18 protein-coding genes are annotated in these 21192 nt (G+C 62.2%); 14 read left to right on the top strand and 4 right to left on the bottom strand.

The window, feature by feature from the left end; genetic code table 11:
* Window positions 1–41: 41 nt before the first annotated feature.
* Window positions 42–773 carry an osmolarity response regulator transcription factor OmpR gene (gene ompR / locus J7302_RS06680; RefSeq protein ID WP_215372068.1) on the bottom strand — a complete coding sequence of 244 codons (732 nt, stop codon included), beginning with the start codon at window positions 771–773 and terminating at the stop codon, window positions 42–44.
* Between the two features lie 219 nt (window positions 774–992).
* Here ompR and J7302_RS06685 point away from each other — a divergent pair, with 219 nt between their 5' ends.
* From J7302_RS06685 to gshA, 3 genes are all read left to right on the top strand, one after another.
* Entirely contained in the window at window positions 993–3311 is a 2319-nt protein-coding gene (locus tag J7302_RS06685; RefSeq protein ID WP_215372070.1) for a Tex family protein, read from the top strand.
* A 4-nt stretch (window positions 3312–3315) separates the two neighbouring features.
* Window positions 3316–3699 (top strand): PaaI family thioesterase, encoded by a 384-nt coding sequence (locus J7302_RS06690; protein ID WP_215372072.1) that lies wholly within the window; start codon window positions 3316–3318, stop codon window positions 3697–3699.
* 148 nt (window positions 3700–3847) lie between these two features.
* On the top strand, window positions 3848–5434 hold the full coding sequence (gshA, locus tag J7302_RS06695; RefSeq protein ID WP_215372074.1) for a glutamate--cysteine ligase: 1587 nt from the start codon (window positions 3848–3850) through the stop codon (window positions 5432–5434).
* A 347-nt stretch (window positions 5435–5781) separates the two neighbouring features.
* Here gshA and argA read toward each other — a convergent pair whose 3' ends face one another.
* Window positions 5782–7080 carry an amino-acid N-acetyltransferase gene (argA, locus tag J7302_RS06700; RefSeq protein ID WP_215372076.1) on the bottom strand — a complete coding sequence of 433 codons (1299 nt, stop codon included), beginning with the start codon at window positions 7078–7080 and terminating at the stop codon, window positions 5782–5784.
* A 124-nt stretch (window positions 7081–7204) separates the two neighbouring features.
* Window positions 7205–8344 carry an acetylornithine deacetylase gene (gene argE / locus J7302_RS06705; RefSeq protein ID WP_215372078.1) on the bottom strand — a complete coding sequence of 380 codons (1140 nt, stop codon included), beginning with the start codon at window positions 8342–8344 and terminating at the stop codon, window positions 7205–7207.
* Between the two features lie 135 nt (window positions 8345–8479).
* On the opposite strand from argE, the gene J7302_RS06710 reads away from it, so the two are divergent.
* From J7302_RS06710 to J7302_RS06740, 7 genes are all read left to right on the top strand, one after another.
* The gene (locus J7302_RS06710; protein ID WP_215372080.1) at window positions 8480–9844 is read left to right on the top strand and encodes a CYTH domain-containing protein; all 1365 of its coding nucleotides are present in this window, start codon (window positions 8480–8482) and stop codon (window positions 9842–9844) included.
* A 15-nt stretch (window positions 9845–9859) separates the two neighbouring features.
* Complete coding sequence (locus J7302_RS06715) at window positions 9860–10543, top strand: DUF502 domain-containing protein (RefSeq protein WP_215372082.1); 684 nt, start codon at window positions 9860–9862, stop codon at window positions 10541–10543.
* Between the two features lie 212 nt (window positions 10544–10755).
* Entirely contained in the window at window positions 10756–13503 is a 2748-nt protein-coding gene (locus tag J7302_RS06720) for a hypothetical protein (RefSeq protein ID WP_215372084.1), read from the top strand.
* Window positions 13496–13999, top strand: coding sequence for a hypothetical protein (locus J7302_RS06725; RefSeq protein WP_215372086.1), 504 nt, complete (start codon window positions 13496–13498; stop codon window positions 13997–13999). The genes J7302_RS06720 and J7302_RS06725 overlap by 8 nt, the downstream gene beginning before the upstream one ends.
* Before the next feature lie 57 nt (window positions 14000–14056).
* Complete coding sequence (locus J7302_RS06730) at window positions 14057–14533, top strand: hypothetical protein (RefSeq protein ID WP_215372088.1); 477 nt, start codon at window positions 14057–14059, stop codon at window positions 14531–14533.
* A 197-nt stretch (window positions 14534–14730) separates the two neighbouring features.
* On the top strand, window positions 14731–14982 hold the full coding sequence (locus J7302_RS06735) for a hypothetical protein (protein WP_215372090.1): 252 nt from the start codon (window positions 14731–14733) through the stop codon (window positions 14980–14982).
* A 374-nt stretch (window positions 14983–15356) separates the two neighbouring features.
* Window positions 15357–16622 (top strand): hypothetical protein, encoded by a 1266-nt coding sequence (locus J7302_RS06740; RefSeq protein WP_215372092.1) that lies wholly within the window; start codon window positions 15357–15359, stop codon window positions 16620–16622.
* 152 nt (window positions 16623–16774) lie between these two features.
* Here the strand turns inward: J7302_RS06740 and J7302_RS06745 are convergent, their stop codons facing one another.
* Entirely contained in the window at window positions 16775–17242 is a 468-nt protein-coding gene (locus J7302_RS06745) for an Lrp/AsnC family transcriptional regulator (RefSeq protein WP_215372094.1), read from the bottom strand.
* 126 nt (window positions 17243–17368) lie between these two features.
* Between J7302_RS06745 and J7302_RS06750 the strand changes: the two genes are divergently transcribed.
* The 4 genes from J7302_RS06750 (at window position 17369) to J7302_RS06765 (ending at window position 21093) form a co-directional block, all read left to right on the top strand.
* Window positions 17369–17704, top strand: coding sequence for a hypothetical protein (locus J7302_RS06750; RefSeq protein ID WP_215372096.1), 336 nt, complete (start codon window positions 17369–17371; stop codon window positions 17702–17704).
* Window positions 17705–17823: 119 nt separating this feature from the next.
* Entirely contained in the window at window positions 17824–19608 is a 1785-nt protein-coding gene (locus J7302_RS06755; protein ID WP_215372098.1) for a GspE/PulE family protein, read from the top strand.
* Window positions 19609–19722: 114 nt separating this feature from the next.
* Window positions 19723–20643: an SPFH domain-containing protein gene (locus tag J7302_RS06760; protein ID WP_215372100.1), complete on the top strand. Its 921-nt coding sequence runs from the start codon at window positions 19723–19725 to the stop codon at window positions 20641–20643.
* Between the two features lie 3 nt (window positions 20644–20646).
* The gene (locus J7302_RS06765) at window positions 20647–21093 is read left to right on the top strand and encodes an NfeD family protein (protein WP_215372102.1); all 447 of its coding nucleotides are present in this window, start codon (window positions 20647–20649) and stop codon (window positions 21091–21093) included.
* The last annotated feature ends 99 nt before the right edge of the window (window positions 21094–21192 follow it).

Consider the following 21192-nt stretch of genomic DNA (forward strand, 5'->3'; position numbering starts at 1 on the left):
CCACCCTGGATTGCCCTGCGGCGGGAGCACCCGCCGCGCGATCACTTGTTGCCATCGGGAACGAACACGTAGCCAACGCCCCAGACGGTCTGGATATAGCGCGGCTTGGATGGGTCCGGCTCGATCAGCCGGCGCAGGCGGGAAATCTGCACGTCGATGGAACGCTCCAGCGCGTCCCACTCGCGGCCCCGGGCCAGGTTCATCAGTTTGTCGCGGGTCAGCGGCTCGCGCGCATGCTGCACCAATGCCTTGAGCACGGCGAACTCGCCGGTGGTGAGCATCTGCACGTCATCACCGCGCTTGAGTTCACGGGTGGCCAGTGACAGTTCGTACTCACCGAAGCTGACGCTCTCGTCCTCGCTCGCCGGAGCACCTGGCACCTGCGGCGCCTGGCGGCGCAGCACGGCCTTGATACGGGCGAGCAGTTCGCGCGGGTTGAAGGGCTTGGCCAGGTAATCATCGGCGCCCAGTTCCAGGCCCTGGATGCGGCTGGCTTCGTCGCCCTTGGCGGTGAGCATGATGATCGGCACCTGGTTGTTCGAGGCGCGCAAGCGGCGGCAGGCCGAGAGGCCGTCCTCACCGGGCAGCATGAGGTCGAGTACTACCAGGTTGAAGATTTCGCGGGCCAGCAAGCGATCCATCTGTTCGACGTTTTCCACCGCGCGCACGCGGAAGCCCTGTTCGTCGAAGAAACGCTCGAGCAGGCGGCGCAGGCGGGCGTCGTCGTCGACGATAAGGATTTTTTCACCTTCCGAGGTCAAGGTGTTGCTCATGTTCTCTCCTGATTCGACTAGCCACGCATTATCGCTTGCCGCCAACGTCCGGCGGGCTGCCCATTGTTAGCAGATTTTTCCCCGAACGGTTCCCTACCCGCCAAAGGTCGGTGTTTATAATGCGGCCCTTTCACTTCCGGCCGGGCTCACCTGGCTGGTCTGGTTTTCTGCGGCCCCCGCCGTGGCTCGTGCCGGGCGCTGCCTTTGCAGGTGTTTTCAATGGATAGCATCAACAACCGCATTGCTGAAGAGCTGGGCGTGCGCCCGCAACAGGTCGCCGCCGCCGTGGGCCTGCTCGACGAAGGCGCCACCGTCCCCTTCATCGCCCGCTACCGTAAGGAAGTCACCGGCAGCCTCGACGATACCCAGCTGCGTAACCTGGAAGAGCGCCTGCGCTACCTGCGCGAGATGGAAGACCGCCGCACGGCGATCCTCGCCAGCATCGAGGAGCAGGGCAAGCTGACCCCCGAGCTGGCCCGCGAAATCAAGCTGGCCGACACCAAGACCCGCCTCGAAGACCTTTACCTGCCGTACAAGCAGAAGCGTCGCACCAAGGGCCAGATCGCCCTGGAAGCCGGCCTCGGCGAGTTGGCCGATGCGCTGTTCAACGACCCGAGCCTGGCCCCGGAGGCCGAAGCCGAGCGTTTCATCGATGCCGAGAAGGGCTTCGCTGACGTCAAGGCCGTACTCGAAGGCGCCAAATATATCCTTATGGAGCGCTTCGCCGAGGACGCCACGCTGCTCGCCAGCCTGCGCAGCTTCCTCAAGGACAACGCCACCCTCGCCGCCCGCCTGGTGGCCGGCAAGGAGCAGGAAGGCGCCAAGTTCAGCGATTACTTCGAACACGACGAAACGCTCAAGGGCGTGCCTTCGCACCGCGCCCTGGCGATCTTCCGTGGCCGCAACGAAGGCGTGCTGAGCATCGCCCTGAAAGTGGGCGACGAACAGCCAGGCACCATGCACCCCTGCGAAGTGATGATCGGCGAGCGCTTCGGCATCAGCAACCAGGGCCGCGCCGCCGACAAGTGGCTGGCCGAGGTGGTGCGCTGGACCTGGAAGGTCAAGCTCTACACCCATCTGGAAACCGACCTGCTGGGCGAGCTGCGCGAGGCCGCCGAAAGCGAAGCGATCAATGTTTTCGCCCGCAACTTGCACGATCTGCTGCTGGCCGCTCCGGCCGGCCCGCGTGCCACCCTGGGCCTGGACCCGGGCCTGCGCACTGGCTGCAAGGTGGCTGTGGTCGACGCCACCGGCAAGCTGCTGGACACCGCCACCGTCTATCCGCACGTTCCGCACAACCGCTGGGACGAGACCCTGGCAATCCTCGGCAAGCTCTGCGCCAAGCACGGTGTCGACCTGATCGCCATCGGCAACGGGACCGCCAGCCGCGAGACCGACAAACTGGCCATCGAGCTGATCAAGAAATACCCCGGCCTGAAGATGACCAAGGTCATGGTCAGCGAGGCGGGCGCTTCGGTGTACTCGGCATCCGAACTGGCGGCCAAGGAATTCCCCGAGCTGGACGTGTCCCTGCGCGGCGCCGTGTCCATCGCCCGCCGTCTGCAGGACCCGCTGGCCGAGCTGGTGAAGATCGACCCGAAATCCATCGGCGTCGGCCAGTACCAGCATGACGTTTCCCAGCTGCAACTGGCGCGCAGCCTGGATGCGGTGGTGGAAGACTGCGTGAACGCCGTCGGCGTCGACGTCAACACCGCCTCCGCAGCGCTGCTGGCACGCATCTCCGGCCTCAACGCGACCCTGGCGCAGAACATCGTCACCTACCGCGACGCCAACGGCGCTTTCAAGACCCGTGACGAGCTGAAGAAAGTCAGCCGCCTGGGTGAGAAGACCTTCGAGCTGGCCGCCGGCTTCCTCCGCGTGATGAACGGCGACAACCCGCTGGACGCCTCTGCCGTACACCCGGAAACCTACCCACTGGTGCAGCGCATCGCCGCCGATACCAGCCGTGACATCCGCTCGCTGATCGGCGACTCCGCCTTCCTCAAGCGTCTCGACCCAGCCAAGTTCACCGACGAGACCTTCGGCCTGCCGACCGTCACCGACATCCTCAAGGAGCTGGACAAACCCGGCCGTGACCCGCGTCCGGAGTTCAAGACGGCCGAGTTCCAGGAAGGCGTCGAAAGCCTCAAGGACCTCAAGCCCGGCATGGTGCTCGAGGGCGTGGTGACCAACGTCACCAACTTCGGCGCCTTCGTCGACATCGGCGTCCACCAGGACGGCCTGGTGCACATCTCTGCGCTGTCGGAGAAGTTCGTCAAGGATCCGTACGAAGTGGTCAAGGCCGGCGACATCGTCCGTGTGAAGGTCATGGAGGTGGATATCCCGCGTAACCGCGTCGGCCTGTCCATGCGCATGAGCGACACCCCCGGCGAGAAGGTCGAAGGCCCACGTGGCGGTGGTCGCCAGGGTGGCGGCCAGCCGCGTCCGCAACAGGGCAGCCCGCGCCCCAGCGCACCGCCGGCCAGCGGTGCGATGGCCTCGCTGTTCGCCAACGCCAAACAGATCAAGAAGAAGTGACCTGATGGAGTTCACTGACGCACAGGCCAGCAGCCAGTTCAGCCGGATGCTGGGTATCGAAGCGGTGAGTCTCGGCGACGGTGTCGCCGAAGCGCGTCTGCCGATGGGCGAACACCTGCGCAATCGGGGTGGAGTGATGCACGGTGGGGCGATCTTCTCGCTGCTGGACATCGCCATGGGGCTGGCCTGCACCAGCCTCCACGGCTTCGACCGCAAGAGCGTGACCCTGGAATGCAAGATCAACTACCTGCGTGCGGTGGCCGAAGGGGAAATCCTCTGCCGCGCCAAGGTGCTGCACGCTGGTCGCCGCACATTGGTAGTTGAGGCTGAAGTGCTTCAGGGTGATGCCTTGGTCGCGAAGGGACAAGGCACCTTCGCCCAGCTGTAACAACCAGGCACCCACAACGCTCTATTCTGGACGAAGCGACAACGCGGGACGGGCGACGGATTTTTTCTGCCGCCCGTCCAGGTCCACCTCTTGTAGACAGTCCAGTCCACCCCCATATTGGGGCGACTGACGCGTGAAGGATTCCAAATTGAGCGATCTTCTTTCCCGCCGCCTGGCCCTGCTCGGCGAGCGCGCTAACCTGCCGCTGCTCACCCAGTGCCTGCATGGCATCGAGCGTGAATGCCTGCGCGTAGACGGCAATGGCCAACTGGCGCTGACACCCCACTCGCCTGCTCTGGGCTCGGCCCTGACCCATTCGCAGATCACCACGGACTATTCCGAGTCGCTGCTGGAGTTCATCACCCCGGCCGAAAAAGACCCGGCGGTGACCCTCGCTGACCTGGAGAAGGTCCACCGCTTCACCGTGGACAAGCTGGGCGACGAACTGCTCTGGAGCCCCTCCATGCCCTGCCGCCTGCCGGGGGAGGAAGACATCCCGATCGCCCGCTACGGCACCTCGTCCATCGGCCGCCTTAAATACGTCTACCGGCGTGGCCTGGCCGTGCGCTATGGCAAGACCATGCAGTGCATCGCCGGTATCCACTACAACTATTCGCTGCCCGAGAGCCTCTGGCCCCTGCTCAAGCAGGCCGAAGGCGATCCGCAGACCGACCGCGACTACCAGTCGGCGCGCTACATCGCGATGATCCGCAACTTCCGCCGCTACAGCTGGCTGCTGATGTACCTGTTCGGCGCCGCGCCTGCCCTGGACAAGAGTTTCCTGCGCGGCCGCCCGCACGATCTGCAAAGCCTGGACGCCGATACCCTCTACCTGCCGTACGCCACCAGCCTGCGGATGAGCGACCTGGGCTACCAGAACAACGCCCAGGCCGGCCTGACACCCTGCTACAACAGCCTCGACAGCTACCTGTCGAGCCTGCGCCAGGCCGTCTCCACACCGTATCCGCCCTATGCCGATATCGGCACCAAGCAGAACGGCGAGTGGGTGCAGCTCAACACCAATGTCATCCAGATCGAAAACGAGTACTACTCGAGCATCCGTCCCAAGCGCATCACCTATACCGGCGAACGCCCGATCCAGGCCCTGGCCTCACGTGGCGTGCAGTATGTCGAAGTGCGCTGCCTGGACATCAACCCTTTCCTGCCGCTGGGAATCGATCTGGTCGAAGCGCGCTTCCTCGACGCCTTCCTGCTGTTCTGCGCCCTGCAGGACAGCCCGCCGATGGCCGGCGACGAATGCCGTGGCGCCACCGACAACTTCCAGACAGTGGTGAAAGAAGGCCGCCGTCCAGGCTTGGAACTGCTGCGCCACGGCCAGCCGATCGGCCTCAAGGAATGGGCCACTGACCTGCTCGACCGCATCGACCACACCGCTGCGCTTCTGGACTTGGCGCTGGATACCCGCGAACACGCCGAAACCATGGCCGTGCAACGTGCCAGAGTGGAAAACCCGGACCTGACGCCTTCGGCGCAGGTACTCGCCGAACTGCGCGAACGTGGCGAGAGCTTCACTGAGTTCGCCCTGCGTCAGAGTCGCGCCCATGCCGCGTACTTCCGCAGTGAGCCGCTGAGCGCCGAGGACCAGGAACGCTTCGAATCCATGGCCCGTGAATCCCTCGCCGAGCAGGCGAGACTGGAAGCGGAGCCGGATGTGGATTTCGACACTTTCGTCGCCGCCTACCAGGCCAGCATCCTCGGACTGATCAGCAACTGAGACTGGGCAAAACCTCTCGCCTTGTGGGTGCGAACTCATTGGCTCTGTCGGCGTTAGCTGTTGCTAGCCATCAACGGTCGGGCTGAGAGCCCTGCAGGAGCGAGGGGGACGCCGAGTTCTTGCTCGCGAAATGAGCCCGTTCGCCAGCAAGCTGGCTCCTACAAGGGAGCCAGCCAGTGACAACACTTAACGGGGACAGAGCCAATTCATTCGCCAAGGGCAGCGCAGCTGCTCCCCCCGCGAGGCCGGATGGCAGACCTGTGGTCTGTTTAGCGATTGAAATCGCCCCCACAACGAAAGACAGCCCCGGACGGCTTTGGCAGGGAACTCCCGGGCTGAGGCCCGGGCTAAAGGGTTTTCTCGAAGATCTGCGAGTTGCGCTGGTAGTTATACAGCGACGCCCGCGCAGCCGGCAGCTGCTCGACGGCGCTGGGCTGGAAGCCGCGTTCGCGGAACCAGTGCGCGGTGCGGGTGGTGAGCACGAATAGGGTTTTCAGGCCCTGGGCGCGAGCGCGCTCCTCGATTCGCTCCAGCAGCTCGTCGCCACGACCGCCGTGGCGGTACTCCGGGTTCACTGCCAGGCACGCCAGTTCGCCGGCATCGGAATCGGCAATCGGATAGAGCGCCGCGCAGGCGATGATCAGGCCATCGCGCTCGACGATGCTGAACTGCTCGATCTCCCGCTCCAGCACTTCCCGCGAACGGCGCACCAGGATGCCCTGGTCTTCCAGTGGGGTGATCAGATCGATCAGGCCGCCCACGTCGTCGATGGTCGCCTCGCGCAAGGATTCGAACTGCTCCTGGTCCACCAGGGTGCCGCCACCATCACGGGTGAACAGTTCGGTGAGCAAGGAGCCGTCTTCGGCGTAGCTGACCATGTGGCTGCGCTTGACGCCGCCGCGGCAGGCCTGGGCAGCGGCATCCAGCAGTTCCGCCTGGTAGTTGTTGCCGAGCCGCGTCAGGTGCGCCGGCACCTGCTGCGGGCGCAGTTCACGCACCAGCTTGCCGGCGTCGTCGATCAGGCCGCGTTCACTGCCGAAGAGGATCAGCTTGTCAGCGCCGACGTCGATGGCAACGCGGGTAGCCACGTCCTCGCAGGCGAGATTGAAGATTTCCCCGGTGGGCGAATACCCCAGCGGCGATAGCAGCACGATAGAGCGCTCGTCCAGCAGGCGGCCGATACCCTTGCGATCCACCCGGCGCACTTCGCCGGTGTGGTGGTAGTCGATGCCATCCACCACGCCGATGGGCCGGGCGGTGACGAAGTTGCCGGTGCTCACCCGCAGCCGCGAGCCCTGCATGGGCGAGGCGGCCATGTCCATGGACAGCCGCGCCTCGATGGCGATGCGCAACTGGCCCACGGCGTCGATCACGCACTCCAGGGTGGGGCCGTCGGTGATGCGCAGGTCGCGGTGGAAATGCGGCGTCAGGCCACGGGAGGCGAGACGTGCCTCGATCTGCGGGCGCGAACCATGTACCAGCACCAGGCGCACGCCGAGGCTGTGCAGCAGCACGAGGTCGTGGACGATGTTGCCGAAATTCGGATGGGCAACGCCCTCCCCCGGGAGCATGACGACGAAGGTGCAGTCCCGGTGGGCGTTGATGTAGGGCGAAGCGTGGCGAAGCCAGTTGACGTAATCGTGCATGGGTTCCGTGAGCCTGTAGTTGGCGATAAGACGAAGTGCGGAGCTCGGTGAAGGAGCGAAATGGCGGCGCGTTATCGTCGTCGCAGGAACATCAACGGAAACCCTCTCAGTACGTGGTGGTGGATTACAGGCAGTAATGCTGGATGAGCTGGCGCAATAGCGCAACGGTAGGCTCGATCCGTGACAGTTCGAGGTGCTCGTCCGGCTGGTGGGCACAGGCGATATCGCCGGGGCCAAGCACCAGGGTCTCGCAACCGAGCTGCTGAAGATACGGCGCTTCAGTCCCGAAGGCCACCGCCTCTGCAGCATGACCAGTGAGACGCTCGGCCAGGCGCACCAGATCACTTTCCGCCGATTGCTCGAACGGCGGCACTGCCGGGAACAACGGTTTGTAATCGATCTTCACCGCGTAGTGTTCGGCCACGGGTCGCAGGCGCTGGCGAATCACCGCGCGCAGGGTTTCCGGGCTCATGCCCGGCAGAGGCCGCAGGTCGAACTCCAGGCTGCACTGGCCGCAGATGCGGTTGGGGTTGTCGCCGCCGTGGATGCAGCCAAGGTTGAGCGTCGGTTGCGGAACGTTGAACAGCGGATTGCGGAACTCCTGCTGCCACTCACCGCGCAGCTCGATCAGGTCGCTCATCACCGCGTGCATGGCTTCCAGCGCACTGTGGCCGAAGCGCGGATCCGAGGAATGACCGCTCTGCCCGAGGATATCGATGCGCTCCATCATCACACCCTTGTGCAGGCGGATCGGCCGCAGGCCGGTGGGCTCGCCGATCACCGCCGCGCGACCGAGTGGCCTGCCCGAAGCGGCCAGTGCGCGAGCACCGGCCATGGAGCTTTCCTCATCGCAGGTCGCGAGGATCATCAGTGGCTGGCGGAACGGCCGGTCCAGCAGCCCGCGCACCGCCTCGATGGCCAGAGGGAAAAAGCCCTTCATGTCGCAACTGCCCAGGCCATACCAGCGATCACCCACCTCGCTGAGCTTCAGAGGGTCGGTTTTCCACAGGGCCGCATCGAAAGGCACCGTATCGCTATGCCCAGCCAGCACCAGACCACCGGGGCCGCTGCCATAGGTGGCGAGCAGGTTGGCCTTGCCTGGCACTACCTGCTGGACCTCGCACTGGAAACCGAGATCGGTGAGCCAGCTGGCGAGGAGATCGATCACCGACTGGTTGGACTGGTCCCAGTTGGGCTGGGTGCAGCTCACCGACGGCGCGGCGATCAGTGCGGCGAACTGCGATTTCAGGTCTGGAACGGACATCGACGGCCTCCACATACGAAATTCCATCATAGGCACATGGCCGCTTCGGCGAAACCGCTTCGGCAAGGTCGGGACCGGTCCTGTAAACTTCACCGCCTTGGCAGCCACCCTGGCTGCGTCTGAAAGACTCCGGCCATGCAGAAAGAAACCGAAATCAAGCTTCGCGCCAGCCGCGAGACCCTGGAAGCCCTGCGCGACCACCCGCTGCTGAAGAAGCGCAACAAGAGCGGCTGGGAACGTCGTGAGCTGCTCAATCAGTATTTCGACACCCCGGAGCGTGACCTCGCCCAGGCCCGCGTTGCCCTGCGCCTGCGCCGCGACGGCGAGCAGTTCATCCAGACCCTGAAGACCCGTGGCCAGAGCGTGGCCGGGCTGTCTGAACGCAACGAGTGGGACTGGTATCTGGACAAGGCCAAGCTGGACCCGAAGAAACTCACCGACGACTGCTGGCCCGCCAGCCTCGCCGATCTGGACAAGAAGCAGCTCAAGCCGATCTTCACCACCGACTTCGCCCGCGACCGGGCCGAGATCGCCTGGGGTCGCGGCAAGGCCAAGGTGGTGATCGAAGCCGCCCTGGACCTGGGCAAGGTGATCGCCGGCAAGCAGGAAGAAGAGATCTGCGAACTGGAACTGGAACTGCGCCAGGGCGAGCCCGAGGCGCTGCTGGAACTGGCCGCGGAACTGGCCGCCGACCTGCCGCTGATGCCCTGCGACATCAGCAAGGCCGAGCGCGGCTATCGCCTCTACGACGCCAACAGCTACCACCTCAGCCTGCCGGCCCCGGTGCTGTCCATCGAGCTGTCGCTGGACGACGCCTTTGCCGCCCTCGCCTGGCACCTGCTGGGCGCCAGCCAGCGCCTGGCCGAGCAGTACCGCTTCAACGGCCACTGGAAGCTGCTGGCGGACTGGCTGCAGCAACTGGTGGACCTGCGCGCCCTGCTCGGCAGCCTCGGCCAGGCGGCGCCGCGCGCCAGCAGCCATGACCTGCGCGAAGCCCTGGACGCCCTGCTCCAGGACTGGCGGCCGCGCATCCAGGCCGGTGAACTGGACGAGGCCGCGCGCCACGCCGCCCCGCAACAGTTCGCCGAGGAACTCGCCGGTACCCGCTGGGGGCTGTTCTCCCTCAACGCCTCCCGCTGGCTGCTGACCCGCGCCTGGACCGTGGAGCGCAACGCCCGCGGCACCCGCCAGGGCCAGGCAGCGCTGGGCAACTGGCTGCCGCGTTTCCTCGGCGAGGAAGGCCAGGCGCTGAAACCCGAGCTCTACAAGCGCCAGCCCGAGGACCTGGCCGAGCAGCAGCCGCGCCTTGAACGCCTGCTGGTCTGGCTGCGCCTGGCGCGTCAGGTGCTGGACGTGGCGGAGATCGACCGCTGCTACGGCGAGCTGGCGAAGTTCGCCGAACTGGCCGGCCAGCCGCTGGACGCCGAAGTGCTGGCAACCCGCAGCGAACAGGCGCAGACCCTGATCAGCCTGCGCAGCTGGAAGGCGTTGACCCGCTAAGACGAGGGCCCCGGCATGCTCAGGCAAAGCTTCCGCTCCGTGGTCACCACCTGGCTCACCGGCCTGCTGGCCCTGTTGCCGCTGGTGCTGACCCTGGCCCTGCTGGCCTGGCTGGTCAGCCTACTGAACAAGCTGGTGGGCCCATCCACCCTGATCGGCCAACTCCTCGGCGCCCTGGGCCAACACTTCGCCAGCAATCCGGTCCTGGCCTACCTGGTCGGGACCCTGGTGCTGCTGGGCAGCCTCTACCCCCTGGGCCTGGCGGTACAGCTCGGCCTGCGCCGGCCGCTGGCCTGGCTGCTGGACATGACCCTGCGCCGCGCGCCGCTGATCGGCAGCCTGTACAACCTGGCCGACCGCTTCGTCAGCCTGCTGGACCGCAGCAAGAACGCCGACATCGCCGCCATGAGCCCGGTCTGGTGCTTCTTCGGTGGCGACGGCGCCGCGGTGCTGGCCCTGCGCCCGAGTTCGGAGGCCTTCGAACTGGACGGTCGCCCCTACTGCGCCGTGCTGGTGCCCAGCGCCCCCATCCCCGTGGGTGGCGGGCTGATCTACGTGCCGGTGGAGTGGGTTCGCCCAGCGGACATGGGCGTGGAAGGGCTGACCAGCATCTACCTGTCCATGGGCCTCACCCTGCCCCATCAGGCCGGCAAGCCGGCGAAGGAGCCGGCGGCGGTCGTGGACAACAGGTCATCTTAGGTTAGCGCCAAGTCTACAAGCCCCATCGCGTCCCTTCGAACTTCGCTCGGGCCCACGTAGCCCATCCCAACTACTCGATAGGACGTCCTACCCGCCCCTGACAGCCAACATCGACTGTTCCCGCGCTCTTTTCAGACTCATCTGGTAGCGCTGCCACGCAGCCGGGCAGCAGGCTCCTGTGTTCAATCAAGGACACCGAATGAGGAGCTGACATGGATACGCGGAGCCTGGCTCAGCGGATGGTCGACGCTGCCAATGCCATCAACGCCAACCGAGCCGCAGAAGAACGTCGGCGCGCAGGACGGCAAGCCACCGAGCCTACCTGTCTACCGCTGCCCAGCTACTGGGTCACCGACCCCGCCAGCGCCCACCTGCCGGCCATCCAGCGCTGGAGCCACCCTTTCGGCGACCGTGCCGACCCGCTGCGCCAACTCACCCAACTGGCCAATGCCGAACGCGGCTACTACCCCCTCGGACGCAACGGCTTCTGGCACCCCGGCGTGCATTTCGACGCGGGCACCGCCGGTACGCTGGACCAGTCCCAGGTGCTCTGCCTGGCCGACGGCGAAGTGGTGGCCTACCGCACCGACACCCAATCCCCCCGCACCGGCTACCTATTCGATGACGAGCCCGTGGAGTGCCCCTTCTCGCGCAACTTCGTCCTTGTGCGCCATCGCCTGCAGGCCCCGGAAATCCCCGGCCTCGACGCCACCCCGCCAAGCCTGACCCTCTACAGCCTGTACATGCACCTGGAGGACTGGACGGCATATCGGGAGGACCAGACCCTGAAGCGCCCGGCCTTCTGGCCGGAAAGCAACACGCGGCGGGTCAAGGACACGGAAAAGGATGCAGTACCCGATCTAACGGGCCACGTGTGGCTGCGCTGCCGCATCGGGCCAAACGGTGGCGCGGTGATCTCCGGGCTGGCCCGTGGCACCGAGGTCACCGTCAGCGGCACCGGTCGCTACCGCAAGATCGAGAACATCCCCGGCCCGCGGCAACTGCTGCAAGACGGCGCCCTGCTCGGCTATGTCGGCTTCAGCCTCCTCGAGCCCCTGCCCAACGGCGATTACCGCATCGCCACCTTGCGGGATGACGGCACACTTCCCGTCCGTCCCAGCGCCAGCGTCGAAGGCAAACCGCTGATGGCCCTGCCCAATGGCACTGAAGTCGCCATCAGCGGCACCGGTGACTACCGCAAGCTGGAGTGGGTCAATCAGTACGTCCACTTCGACTCACTGCTGGGCGAGCGCGAACCCCAGATCCTGGACGACATCTGCGTCCCCGAGGCGCCAGTGCCCATTCGCGCTGGCGAACTGATCGGCCACATCGGCGCCTATCAGGACCACGACGACGCCCAGCCCCGGCAACAACTGCACCTGGAAGTATTCAGCAGCGAAAGCCTGCAAACCTTCTTCGAGGTCAGCCGCGCCTGGGCACAACGCCTGCCGGCCAGCGCCCGGACCTGGTTGAAGCTGCCCAAGGGCACCCCTGTGGTGAAGCACCAAGCGCACTTCAGCGCCAGCGTCCCCCCCAAGGCCAGCGCGGATACCCCTTCCAGCGCCGCCGACCTGCACCTGCCGAAGCACCTGCTCGAGGGTCTGGGGCCGGACATGAGAATCCGCGTCCCCAACCGCGACGGCCAGGGCGGCTGCACCTGGTACCGCCTCGACGACCTGCTGCACGACAGCGAAGGCCAATTACTCCCAGGCTGGGTCCAGGTCGAAGACGACCACGCCCAATGGCACAGCCCCTGGGACTGGAGCGGCTATGCCGCCATCCTCAACGGCGACTCCCTGGAAAGCTGCCAGGCCTATGCGCTGAACCTGCAAGGCATTCTGCCCAGCGAACGGGACCGGGCGCAGGCGGCACTGCTGGCCGACCGCACCGACCAGGGGCCGATCCGCAGCCGCCTGTTCGACCTGATCGAACCTGACCGCCACGGGGTCATGACCGCCGAGGAGTTGAAACCGGCCCTCCCCGTGCCAGCACTGGCGCAATCCATCGCCCGCCTGGCGATTTACAGCGAAAGCGAATGGTACTGGCGGCCGGGCAAGTGGGATGCGCTGGACGACCTCTTCGGCCATAGCAGCCCATCGCCGAACCGTAACTGGCTGGCGGAGAAACAGCGGATTGAACAAATCTGCTGGTGGAATGAAGTGGCGCCAAAGTTGGGGCTGCCGGCGGATGGAAAAGTGTGGCATTTGCACCCGGTGGGGTTGGTGGGAAGCTTTGAGCGGAAGCAGCTTATAACTCTAGAGATGCTACTCGCAGTTGAACCGAATAACAAAAAAGAATATTACCAAGAAATTATAGACCTGCTGAATAAATTCGCGGAATCCTACCAAATTAACACTCCAAAAAGAATATCTCATTTCTTATCTCAAATTTCACATGAAAGTAATTTTCGATCTCATGAAGAAAACCTTTCGTACAGCCCAAAGCAAATGAGAAAAGTATACGGATGCCGTGGGGGTTTTAGAAACTATGATGAGCTCTGTGATGATTGCACAGCTGGGCGATTTAGAGAAAAGCTTTGGAGCCAGGCGGCGCATTATGCATACAACCCGGAAAACCTCGCGAGCTATGTTTACGCCAACAGGATGGGCAATGGAAGCGAAGAGAGCAAAGATGGTTACAGGTATAGAGGACGAGGCTTGATTCAGTTAACCGGAAAAGCTGGATATGAGAGTTTTCAAACTGAGCACAATAGAATTTTCCCTAACGACAAAATAGACCTCATCAACAATCCAGAATTGCTGAGCCAGAATTTAGAGTACAGCATAGAGTCCGCATTTGTTTTTTGGAGCATAAATAATCTGAATAAGACAGCAGAGTCAGCGACAGTATCGGACGTAACGAGGATTGTGAATGGCGGCCAGAATGGTCTTTCAGACAGAAAGAATCGCTATAACAGGTTGGCTAGGCTATTTAATTTGAAAGAAGAGAAATATGAATAATCTTAATCAGCTTTGTGCATTGTTACTACTTACTGCCTCTTCCCTCAGCTACGCCGTAGGGCCGTCCACGGTTCATAATCTCTGCACTAGTGGAGAAGAGGTAATTTTTAACTGCAGACTAAATGATGCAACCGCCTCATTTTGCTTTAGTGGGAGCAGTAAAATTACAACCTATAGATATGGGAACGCAAAAAAATTGGACTTGCTCATGCAGCAGGACGAGGCAAATAAGAGTACTTTTTTTATCAGCAATGCGACATATATCGGGGGAGGAGAAACACATGTAAGATTCAATAACAAAAATCACACATATATTATTTTTGACAAAACTATTAGAGAGGATGGCTGGCCAACATTCTCCGCTGGCATCGTAGTGTTCAAAAGCGGTCACAAGCAAGCTCAGCTTGAATGTACCAATGATGCATCTATCGGTGAACGTGCTTACAAAATTTTAATTCGAGAACAATTCATGAAAATCGAAGACTCACTAAAATGAAGCGGAGAGAGTCTATGCGAAAGTTGAGGGCATAACGAAGCCTATTAATGGGGGCATATGAGATTTTTTGCTCTTCTCTTCTTTGCCAGTGTTGCGTTTGGAAAGGACGCAGACTTGTGTGACGCAAATGAAATAATGATTGCCTCCTGCTTTTTTGATGAACCTCAGCGCCGAATATTATCAATTTGCGCTGACAAGGGAGGTGAAGAAATATTTTATAGGTTTGGGAGAAAAGATAAAGTCGAGCTTTCCACTGCCTTCTCAAGAAATAAAAAAATAAGTAGATGGATCGATCTGGGTACGTACACTACTTACTTCGGATTTAGAGTTGGCAAATATTCATACATATTTGGAATTCCGGAAGAGGCCTATGGCGCCAAGGCCTTTCTAAAAGTCAAGAAAAATCAAGATGAAATAATGTCCAGGGAATGCACTGAAAATACCTTTGGCGAAAAATTAATGGCAGCCCCGTCAATCAATGACGTTGATGATGAAATTATCAGAGATAGTGGATTCATTTTTCCGCCGAGGTGATTATTTAATTAACGGCAACGGGCCCTCCACCGGCCGGAGCTGGCGCAAGCCATCGCCTGCTTGGCGATCTACAGCAAGCCCCCTTATTCACAGCTCCGCCTACTTAGGCGATACGGTAGCCTTCGGAAGAGCTTTGTCTGATCGAGCATCCTGGCCTAACGTTCCGCAAGAAAGATTCTAGAGAAGGATTAATTACTATGAAGGCCGTTATTAGAGCTTCTATTTTATCTCTGCTTATACCAAATTTCGGTGCGGCGGCTTTTAGCGATATTGAAATAAAACAACTTGACGAAATCAATAAATCTTCCACAACCCAAATGAACGCAGCACACCTCTCATTGAGAAAAGCCATATCAACTGCGATTGAGGACAACCCAGAAAAAATCCAATTGATTATTGAGCTTGATACAGCATGGCGAGTCATGATTGAAAAAAAAATGCCAGCTTGAAATTTTTGAATCAGAAGGGACTGACGCAGAGATTGTGCAATACAACAATTGCATGGGGAAACACTATTCAGAAGAAGAGAAATATTTCAATTCTCTTCAACCTTAAAATTGAATTGCACAAAAATATAGCCCTCTCTCAGAGCGGGCTCACATAGGTGTTGTATTACGTATACGGACAGAAAAATGAAAAGGATTATTCACACAAGCTATAAATCTATCCGCCGCGCTTTGCAGGCCGGCCACGGCCAGACGGCAATCTGTGCGGCCCATTCAGACTTTTGCAGCACCTGCGTCCCAATAGCCCATCATGGGCACCGTTGTGGAAGTGACTACCTGCTGTTCTCTTCCCTACCCCACGTGAAGGCCCTCTAACCATGCCGGTCAGACTGGATCAGATTCCCGCCCCCGCGCAGCGGCCCGCGCTGCCGCGCGCCTGGCTGTGGTTCGGATTGCTGGTGCTCGGCTTGTTGCTGGGCACGGTCCTGACGCTTTGGCTGGGCGACGAGACGCTGACTCGGGAGCCTGGGCGCTTCTGGTTGTACGCCCTTGGTATTCCCTTGCTGGCCTGGTGTGGGCTGGGCGTCATCCGAGCCTTTGTATTCCTATCTTACGAAGGCTATGCCGTGGGCTGGGATGAGCGGCGGGAGGAGGTTTGGCTACGTGAGATACGTCGAGGCCGGCGCTCCCAGCAAGTCTTGGGCGTCAGCCTGTATACCGCCCTGTATGACGAGCGGGCGAGGGATGCGCAGGCGCCGCAGGTAGAGGCCTTGCGGGGCGGGAACAGTGCTTTGCAGGTGCAACAGGCCTGGCAGGGCAAGGCCCCCGTGCGCCATAGCCGTTTGCCGGCAGGCGATGAAAAGCAGCCCGAGAAGTTACTGCTGCAGTTGCTGACGCAGGTGTTGGCCGACCTGGCCCAGGCCCTGGCACCGCTACCGGCGGATCGCCCCTTGGCGTTGTTGCTGGAGATGGACAGCGGGCTGTCGGACGATCAGGTGGTTCAGGCCTGGGAACAAGCCTGGGCCGAGTCCGGCATTCGCCAGCCACTCACGCTGACCACGGGGGCGGGTCTAGCGGCGGTAGACCAGTGGCTGGATCAGCGTATTCACGACCAGGCGTTGTTGATGGTGGTTGCCTTTCAATTGGCGCCAGAGCAGGTCGAGGGTTCGGCCGAGGCGGCAGTGGGCCTGCTGTTCGGTAATCGTCTGACGCAAACGACCCTCGATCCCCTGGCCTACCTGTATCGCCCCGAGCAGGAGCGCGCCGCCTCGACCGAGGATCTGGACTACGCGACGCGCCAGGCCCTGAGCTGGGCCCAGGCCGAGGCTGGAAGCATCGCGGGGGTCTGGTTGGCGGGCATCGACCACAAGCGCCAGGCGGACCTGAGTACGGTGCTGCACCGACTGGCGATGCCGGTACAGCCTGGACGGGGCCATTACAACCTGGATTGGTCCCTGGGTCATGCGGGGCCGGCGACGCCCTGGTTGGCCATTGCCAAGGCGATCCAGGCGAACGGCCGACCGCAATTCGTTTTCAGTGGCGAGGGCTCCGCCAAGGATGGCCTGTGGTGTACGGCCATCCGGCCAGTGGCCGCAAAGGACCTCACTCAGGACCTGATGCCCGACTCGATTGCGGACCGGTGAAGCGTGGTCCAGCCTACGGACTACCTGTCCATGAGCCTCACCCCGCCGCACCAGGCGGGCAAGACACCGTAGGTTGGCGCTGAGCCTGCGAAGCCCAACATGGCGCGCGCAGCGTGCCCGGCAGCGTTGGGCCTCGCAGGCTCGGCGCCAACCTACTCGATGTGCAAACTAGTGGTGGATTTGATCTCCGACAGCGCCACGATGGAGTTCACCTCCTGGATGCCCGGCACCAGCGACAGTTTCTCGAAGAAGAAGCGCTCGTAGGCCTCGATGTCGCGGGTGACGATGCGCAGCATGAAGTCCACCGAGCCCATCAGCACGTGGCACTCCAGCACTTCCGGGAACTGGCGCATGGCTTCGGCGAACTCGGTGAGATTGGAGCGGCCGTGAGCGTTGAGCTTCACCTGGGCGAATATCTGCGCATTCAGACCAATTTTTCGACGGTCCAGCAGGGTCACCTGGCGGCGGATCACGCCCTCTTCCTTCAGGCGCTGGATACGCCGCCAGCAGGGCGACTGGGACAGGCCGACGCGCTCAGCGATCTCGGCCGTGGCCAAGCTGGCGTCCTCCTGCAGCAGTTCGAGAATGCGCTTGTCATAAGCATCCAGGTTGACGGACATAAAAATTCCCATCCAAGTGGCTCAAGCGAAAAGTTTATCCAAAAAATCTTGCAATTACCCTGAATGAGGTAGGAATTCACGGGCGCCGGCTGGAAAACTATCGTCGTCCAATTCAAGGAGCCATCCATGCTCAGCCTCCAGGAACCCGCCCGCACGCCCAGCCCAGTCCTAGCCAGCCTGCGCGAAGATCACTGGCATCCACGCACTACAACACTCCAGGCGCGCGAAGTGCGATTCACTATCCTCGCCGAGTCCGAGCCGGACATCCTTAGCCGCCTGCTGGGTTACTTCGCACAGCTGCAACTGGTACCCCGCTGGCTGGAGGCCACACAACAAGGCGATACCTTGCGCTTGCAGTTGCTCCAGCAAGGTTTGACGCCCCATCGCGCGGAAGTCATCGCTCAGAAAATGCGCTCCCTGGTGAGCGTGGACGCGGTGACCCTGGAGGTGCTTCCGGGCTGAATGCACCGGACTTTGACCGGGCGCTTAGTCGAGACGCGACGAATCGGGCATGCTTGAACGCTTTGTGGAAGGGGTTGTTGCTACTATTTCCGACTAAGAAGCATGAATTTGGAGCGTGCATGTCCGCCTTTGCCTCACCTGCCCAGGACCGCTGGCTTGAACTCAATGACCTGCTGCGCGAACTGGTGGCTCAGGGCCGCGTCGGCCAGGAGCAGGCCGAGCATTGCCTCGCCATCCGCCGCAGTGCGGTGAACAACCAGCAGCATCCCATCGAGTTCCTGGCCAGCCAGCAGGTCGATGACCTCCAGCGGCCGGGCAAGAAGCTCGACCTGGAAACCCTCAGCCTGTGGCTGGCCGAGCACGCCGGCCAGCCCTACTTGCGCATCGATCCGCTGAAGATCGACGTCGCCGCCATCACCCCATTGATGTCCTACGCATTCGCCCAGCGCCACAAGATCCTCGCCGTAGCAGTGGACAGCGAAGCCGTGACCATCGCCAGCGCACAGCCCTTCGTGCAGAGCTGGGAAAGCAACCTGACCCACGTGCTCAAGCGCCCGATCAGGCGCGTGGTGGCCAACCCGGTGGATATCCAGCGTTTTACCGTGGAGTTCTATCGCCTGGCCAAGTCGGTCAGCAGCGCCAACGCGGCGGACCAGAAGATCAGCGGCGTCGGCAACTTCGAGCAGTTGCTCAAGCTCGGCTCCAGCACCCAGGAACCGGACGCCAACGACGCCCACATCGTCAATATCGTCGACTGGCTGTTCCAGTACGCCTACCAGCAGCGCGCCAGCGACATCCACATCGAGCCACGCCGCGAGCAAGGCACGGTGCGCTTTCGCATCGACGGCGTGCTGCATACCGTCTACCAGTTCCCGCCACAGGTCACCATGGCGGTGGTCAGTCGCCTGAAGAGCCTCGGGCGTATGAACGTGGCGGAAAAGCGCAAGCCGCAGGACGGTCGGGTGAAGACCAAGACCCCGGACGGCGGCGAGGTCGAATTGCGCCTTTCCACCCTGCCCACGGCCTTCGGCGAGAAGATGGTGATGCGCATCTTCGACCCCGAGGTGCTGCTGAAAAGCTTCGATCAGCTGGGATTTTCCCAGGATGACCTGCGCCGCTGGCAGAGCATGACCAACCAGCCCAACGGCATCATCCTGGTCACCGGCCCCACCGGTTCGGGCAAGACCACGACCCTCTACACCACCCTCAAGCAGCTGGCCACCAGCGAGGTGAACGTTTGCACCATCGAAGATCCCATCGAGATGATCGAGGGCGCCTTCAACCAGATGCAGGTGCAGCACAACATCGACCTGACCTTCGCCAGCGGCGTGCGCGCGCTGATGCGGCAGGACCCGGACATCATCATGATCGGCGAGATCCGCGACCTGGAAACCGCCGAGATGGCCATCCAGGCCGCCCTCACCGGCCACCTGGTGCTCTCCACCCTGCACACCAACGACGCCCCCAGCGCCATCACCCGACTGCTGGAGCTGGGCGTGCCTTATTACCTGCTTCGCGCCACCTTGCTCGGGGTCATGGCCCAGCGCCTGGTACGCACCCTCTGCCCGCACTGCAAGGCGCCCATGGAGCTCAGCGAGGACGACTGGCAGGGTCTGACCAAGCCCTGGAGCGCGCCACGGCCCAACGGTGCCCACCGTGCCGTCGGCTGCCTGGAGTGCCGCGACACCGGATACCGGGGCCGCGCCGGGGTGTACGAGATCATGCTGCTGTCTGACAACCTGAAGCCGCTGATCACCGCCGATACCGACCTCATCGCCCTGCGCCGCCAGGCCTTCAAGGACGGCATGCGCAGCCTGCGGTTGTCCGGTGCGCAGAAAGTTGCCCAAGGACTGACTACCATCGAAGAAGTGCTACGGGTCACACCACAAAGCGAGCAGAAATGAAATGCTAGGTGGCTATGCAAACACGCCGTAGCCCGGGCTTCAGCCCGGGGTAATGCGCACAACCCGGACTGAAGTCCGAGCTACTGGAACAACTTGCCAACACAGGGAAACACCATGGAAATCGGCAGTGTCGTCATCCTGTTCGTCGCCCTTGCAATCGCCATTGTCTTCATGGGCTTCAAAGTGGTGCCACAGGGTTTCGAATGGACGGTAGAGCGCTTCGGCCGCTACACCAATACGCTCAAACCGGGGCTGAACATCATCGTGCCAGTGGTGGACCGCATCGGCCGCAAGATCAACGTCATGGAAAGCGTGCTGGACATCCCCCCGCAGGAGGCCATCAGCGCCGACAACGCCATCGTCACCATCGACGCGGTGTGCTTCTTCCAGGTGATCAACACCGCCCAGGCCGCCTATGAGGTGAATGACCTGGAGCACGCCATCCGCAACCTGGTGATGACCAACATCCGTACCGTGCTCGGCTCGATGGAGCTGGACGCCATGCTCAGCCAGCGCGATGCCATCAACGAGCGCCTGCTGCGCACCGTTGACGAAGCCACCGCGCCCTGGGGCATCAAGGTCACCCGCATCGAGATCAAGGACATCACCCCGCCGGCCGACCTGGTAGAGGCCATGGCCAGCCAGATGAAGGCCGAGCGCCTCAAACGCGCCCAGATCCTCGAGGCCGAGGGTCGCCGGCAGGCGGACATCCTCACCGCCGAGGGTGAGAAGCAGGCGCAGATCCTCAAGGCCGAAGGCGAGCGTACGGCGGCCTTCCTCGAGGCCGAAGCCCGCGAGCGTGCCGCCCAGGCCGAAGCCGAGGCGACCCGCGTGGTGTCCGACGCCATCGCCAACGGTAACGTGCAGGCAGTGAACTACTTCGTCGCACAAAAATACGTCGAGGCCCTGGGCAAACTGGCCAGCGCCAACAACAGCAAGGTAGTCCTGATGCCGCTGGAAGCCAGCCAAGTGATCGGCGCCGTCGGCGGCATCGGCGAAATCGTTCGCGCCACCTTCGACAGCAAGCAGGCCTGAGAAATGTTCGACTACATCCAGCACCTCACCTACTGGGACTGGCTGGCCCTCGGCACCCTGCTATTGATCCTGGAAGTCTTCGGCGCTGGCGGTTACCTACTGTGGATCGGCGTCGCAGCCGCCTGCGTTGGCGCCATTACGTTCGTCATGCCGGAATTGCACTGGGCCATCCAGTCCGTCCTGTTCGGCGTGCTGTCCATCCTCACCGCTGTTTTCTGGTGGCGCCGCCAGCGCAGCTCCGCCAAGCCCTCCGAACAGCCTGGCCTGAACCAGCGCGGCCAGGAATTCATCGGCCGCCAGTTCGCCTTGCATGAAGCCATCCACGGCGGCCGTGGCAAGATCCGCGCGGGCGACTCGGTCTGGCTGGTCAGCGGCCCGGACCTGCCAGCAGGCAGCCAGGTTCGGGTGGTCGGCCAGGATGGCGTGCTGCTGAAGGTGGAGCCAATCTGAGTTCGGTGCCTTCGATCGCGATCGGATTGAAGATGGGCAGCGTATTGGCGTAACGGTTTGACAGCTTCCGGCAGCATCATCGAAGCTGCCCAACCTTGA

The organism is Metapseudomonas boanensis (assembly GCF_018704125.1).
GTDB lineage: Bacteria > Pseudomonadota > Gammaproteobacteria > Pseudomonadales > Pseudomonadaceae > Metapseudomonas > Metapseudomonas boanensis.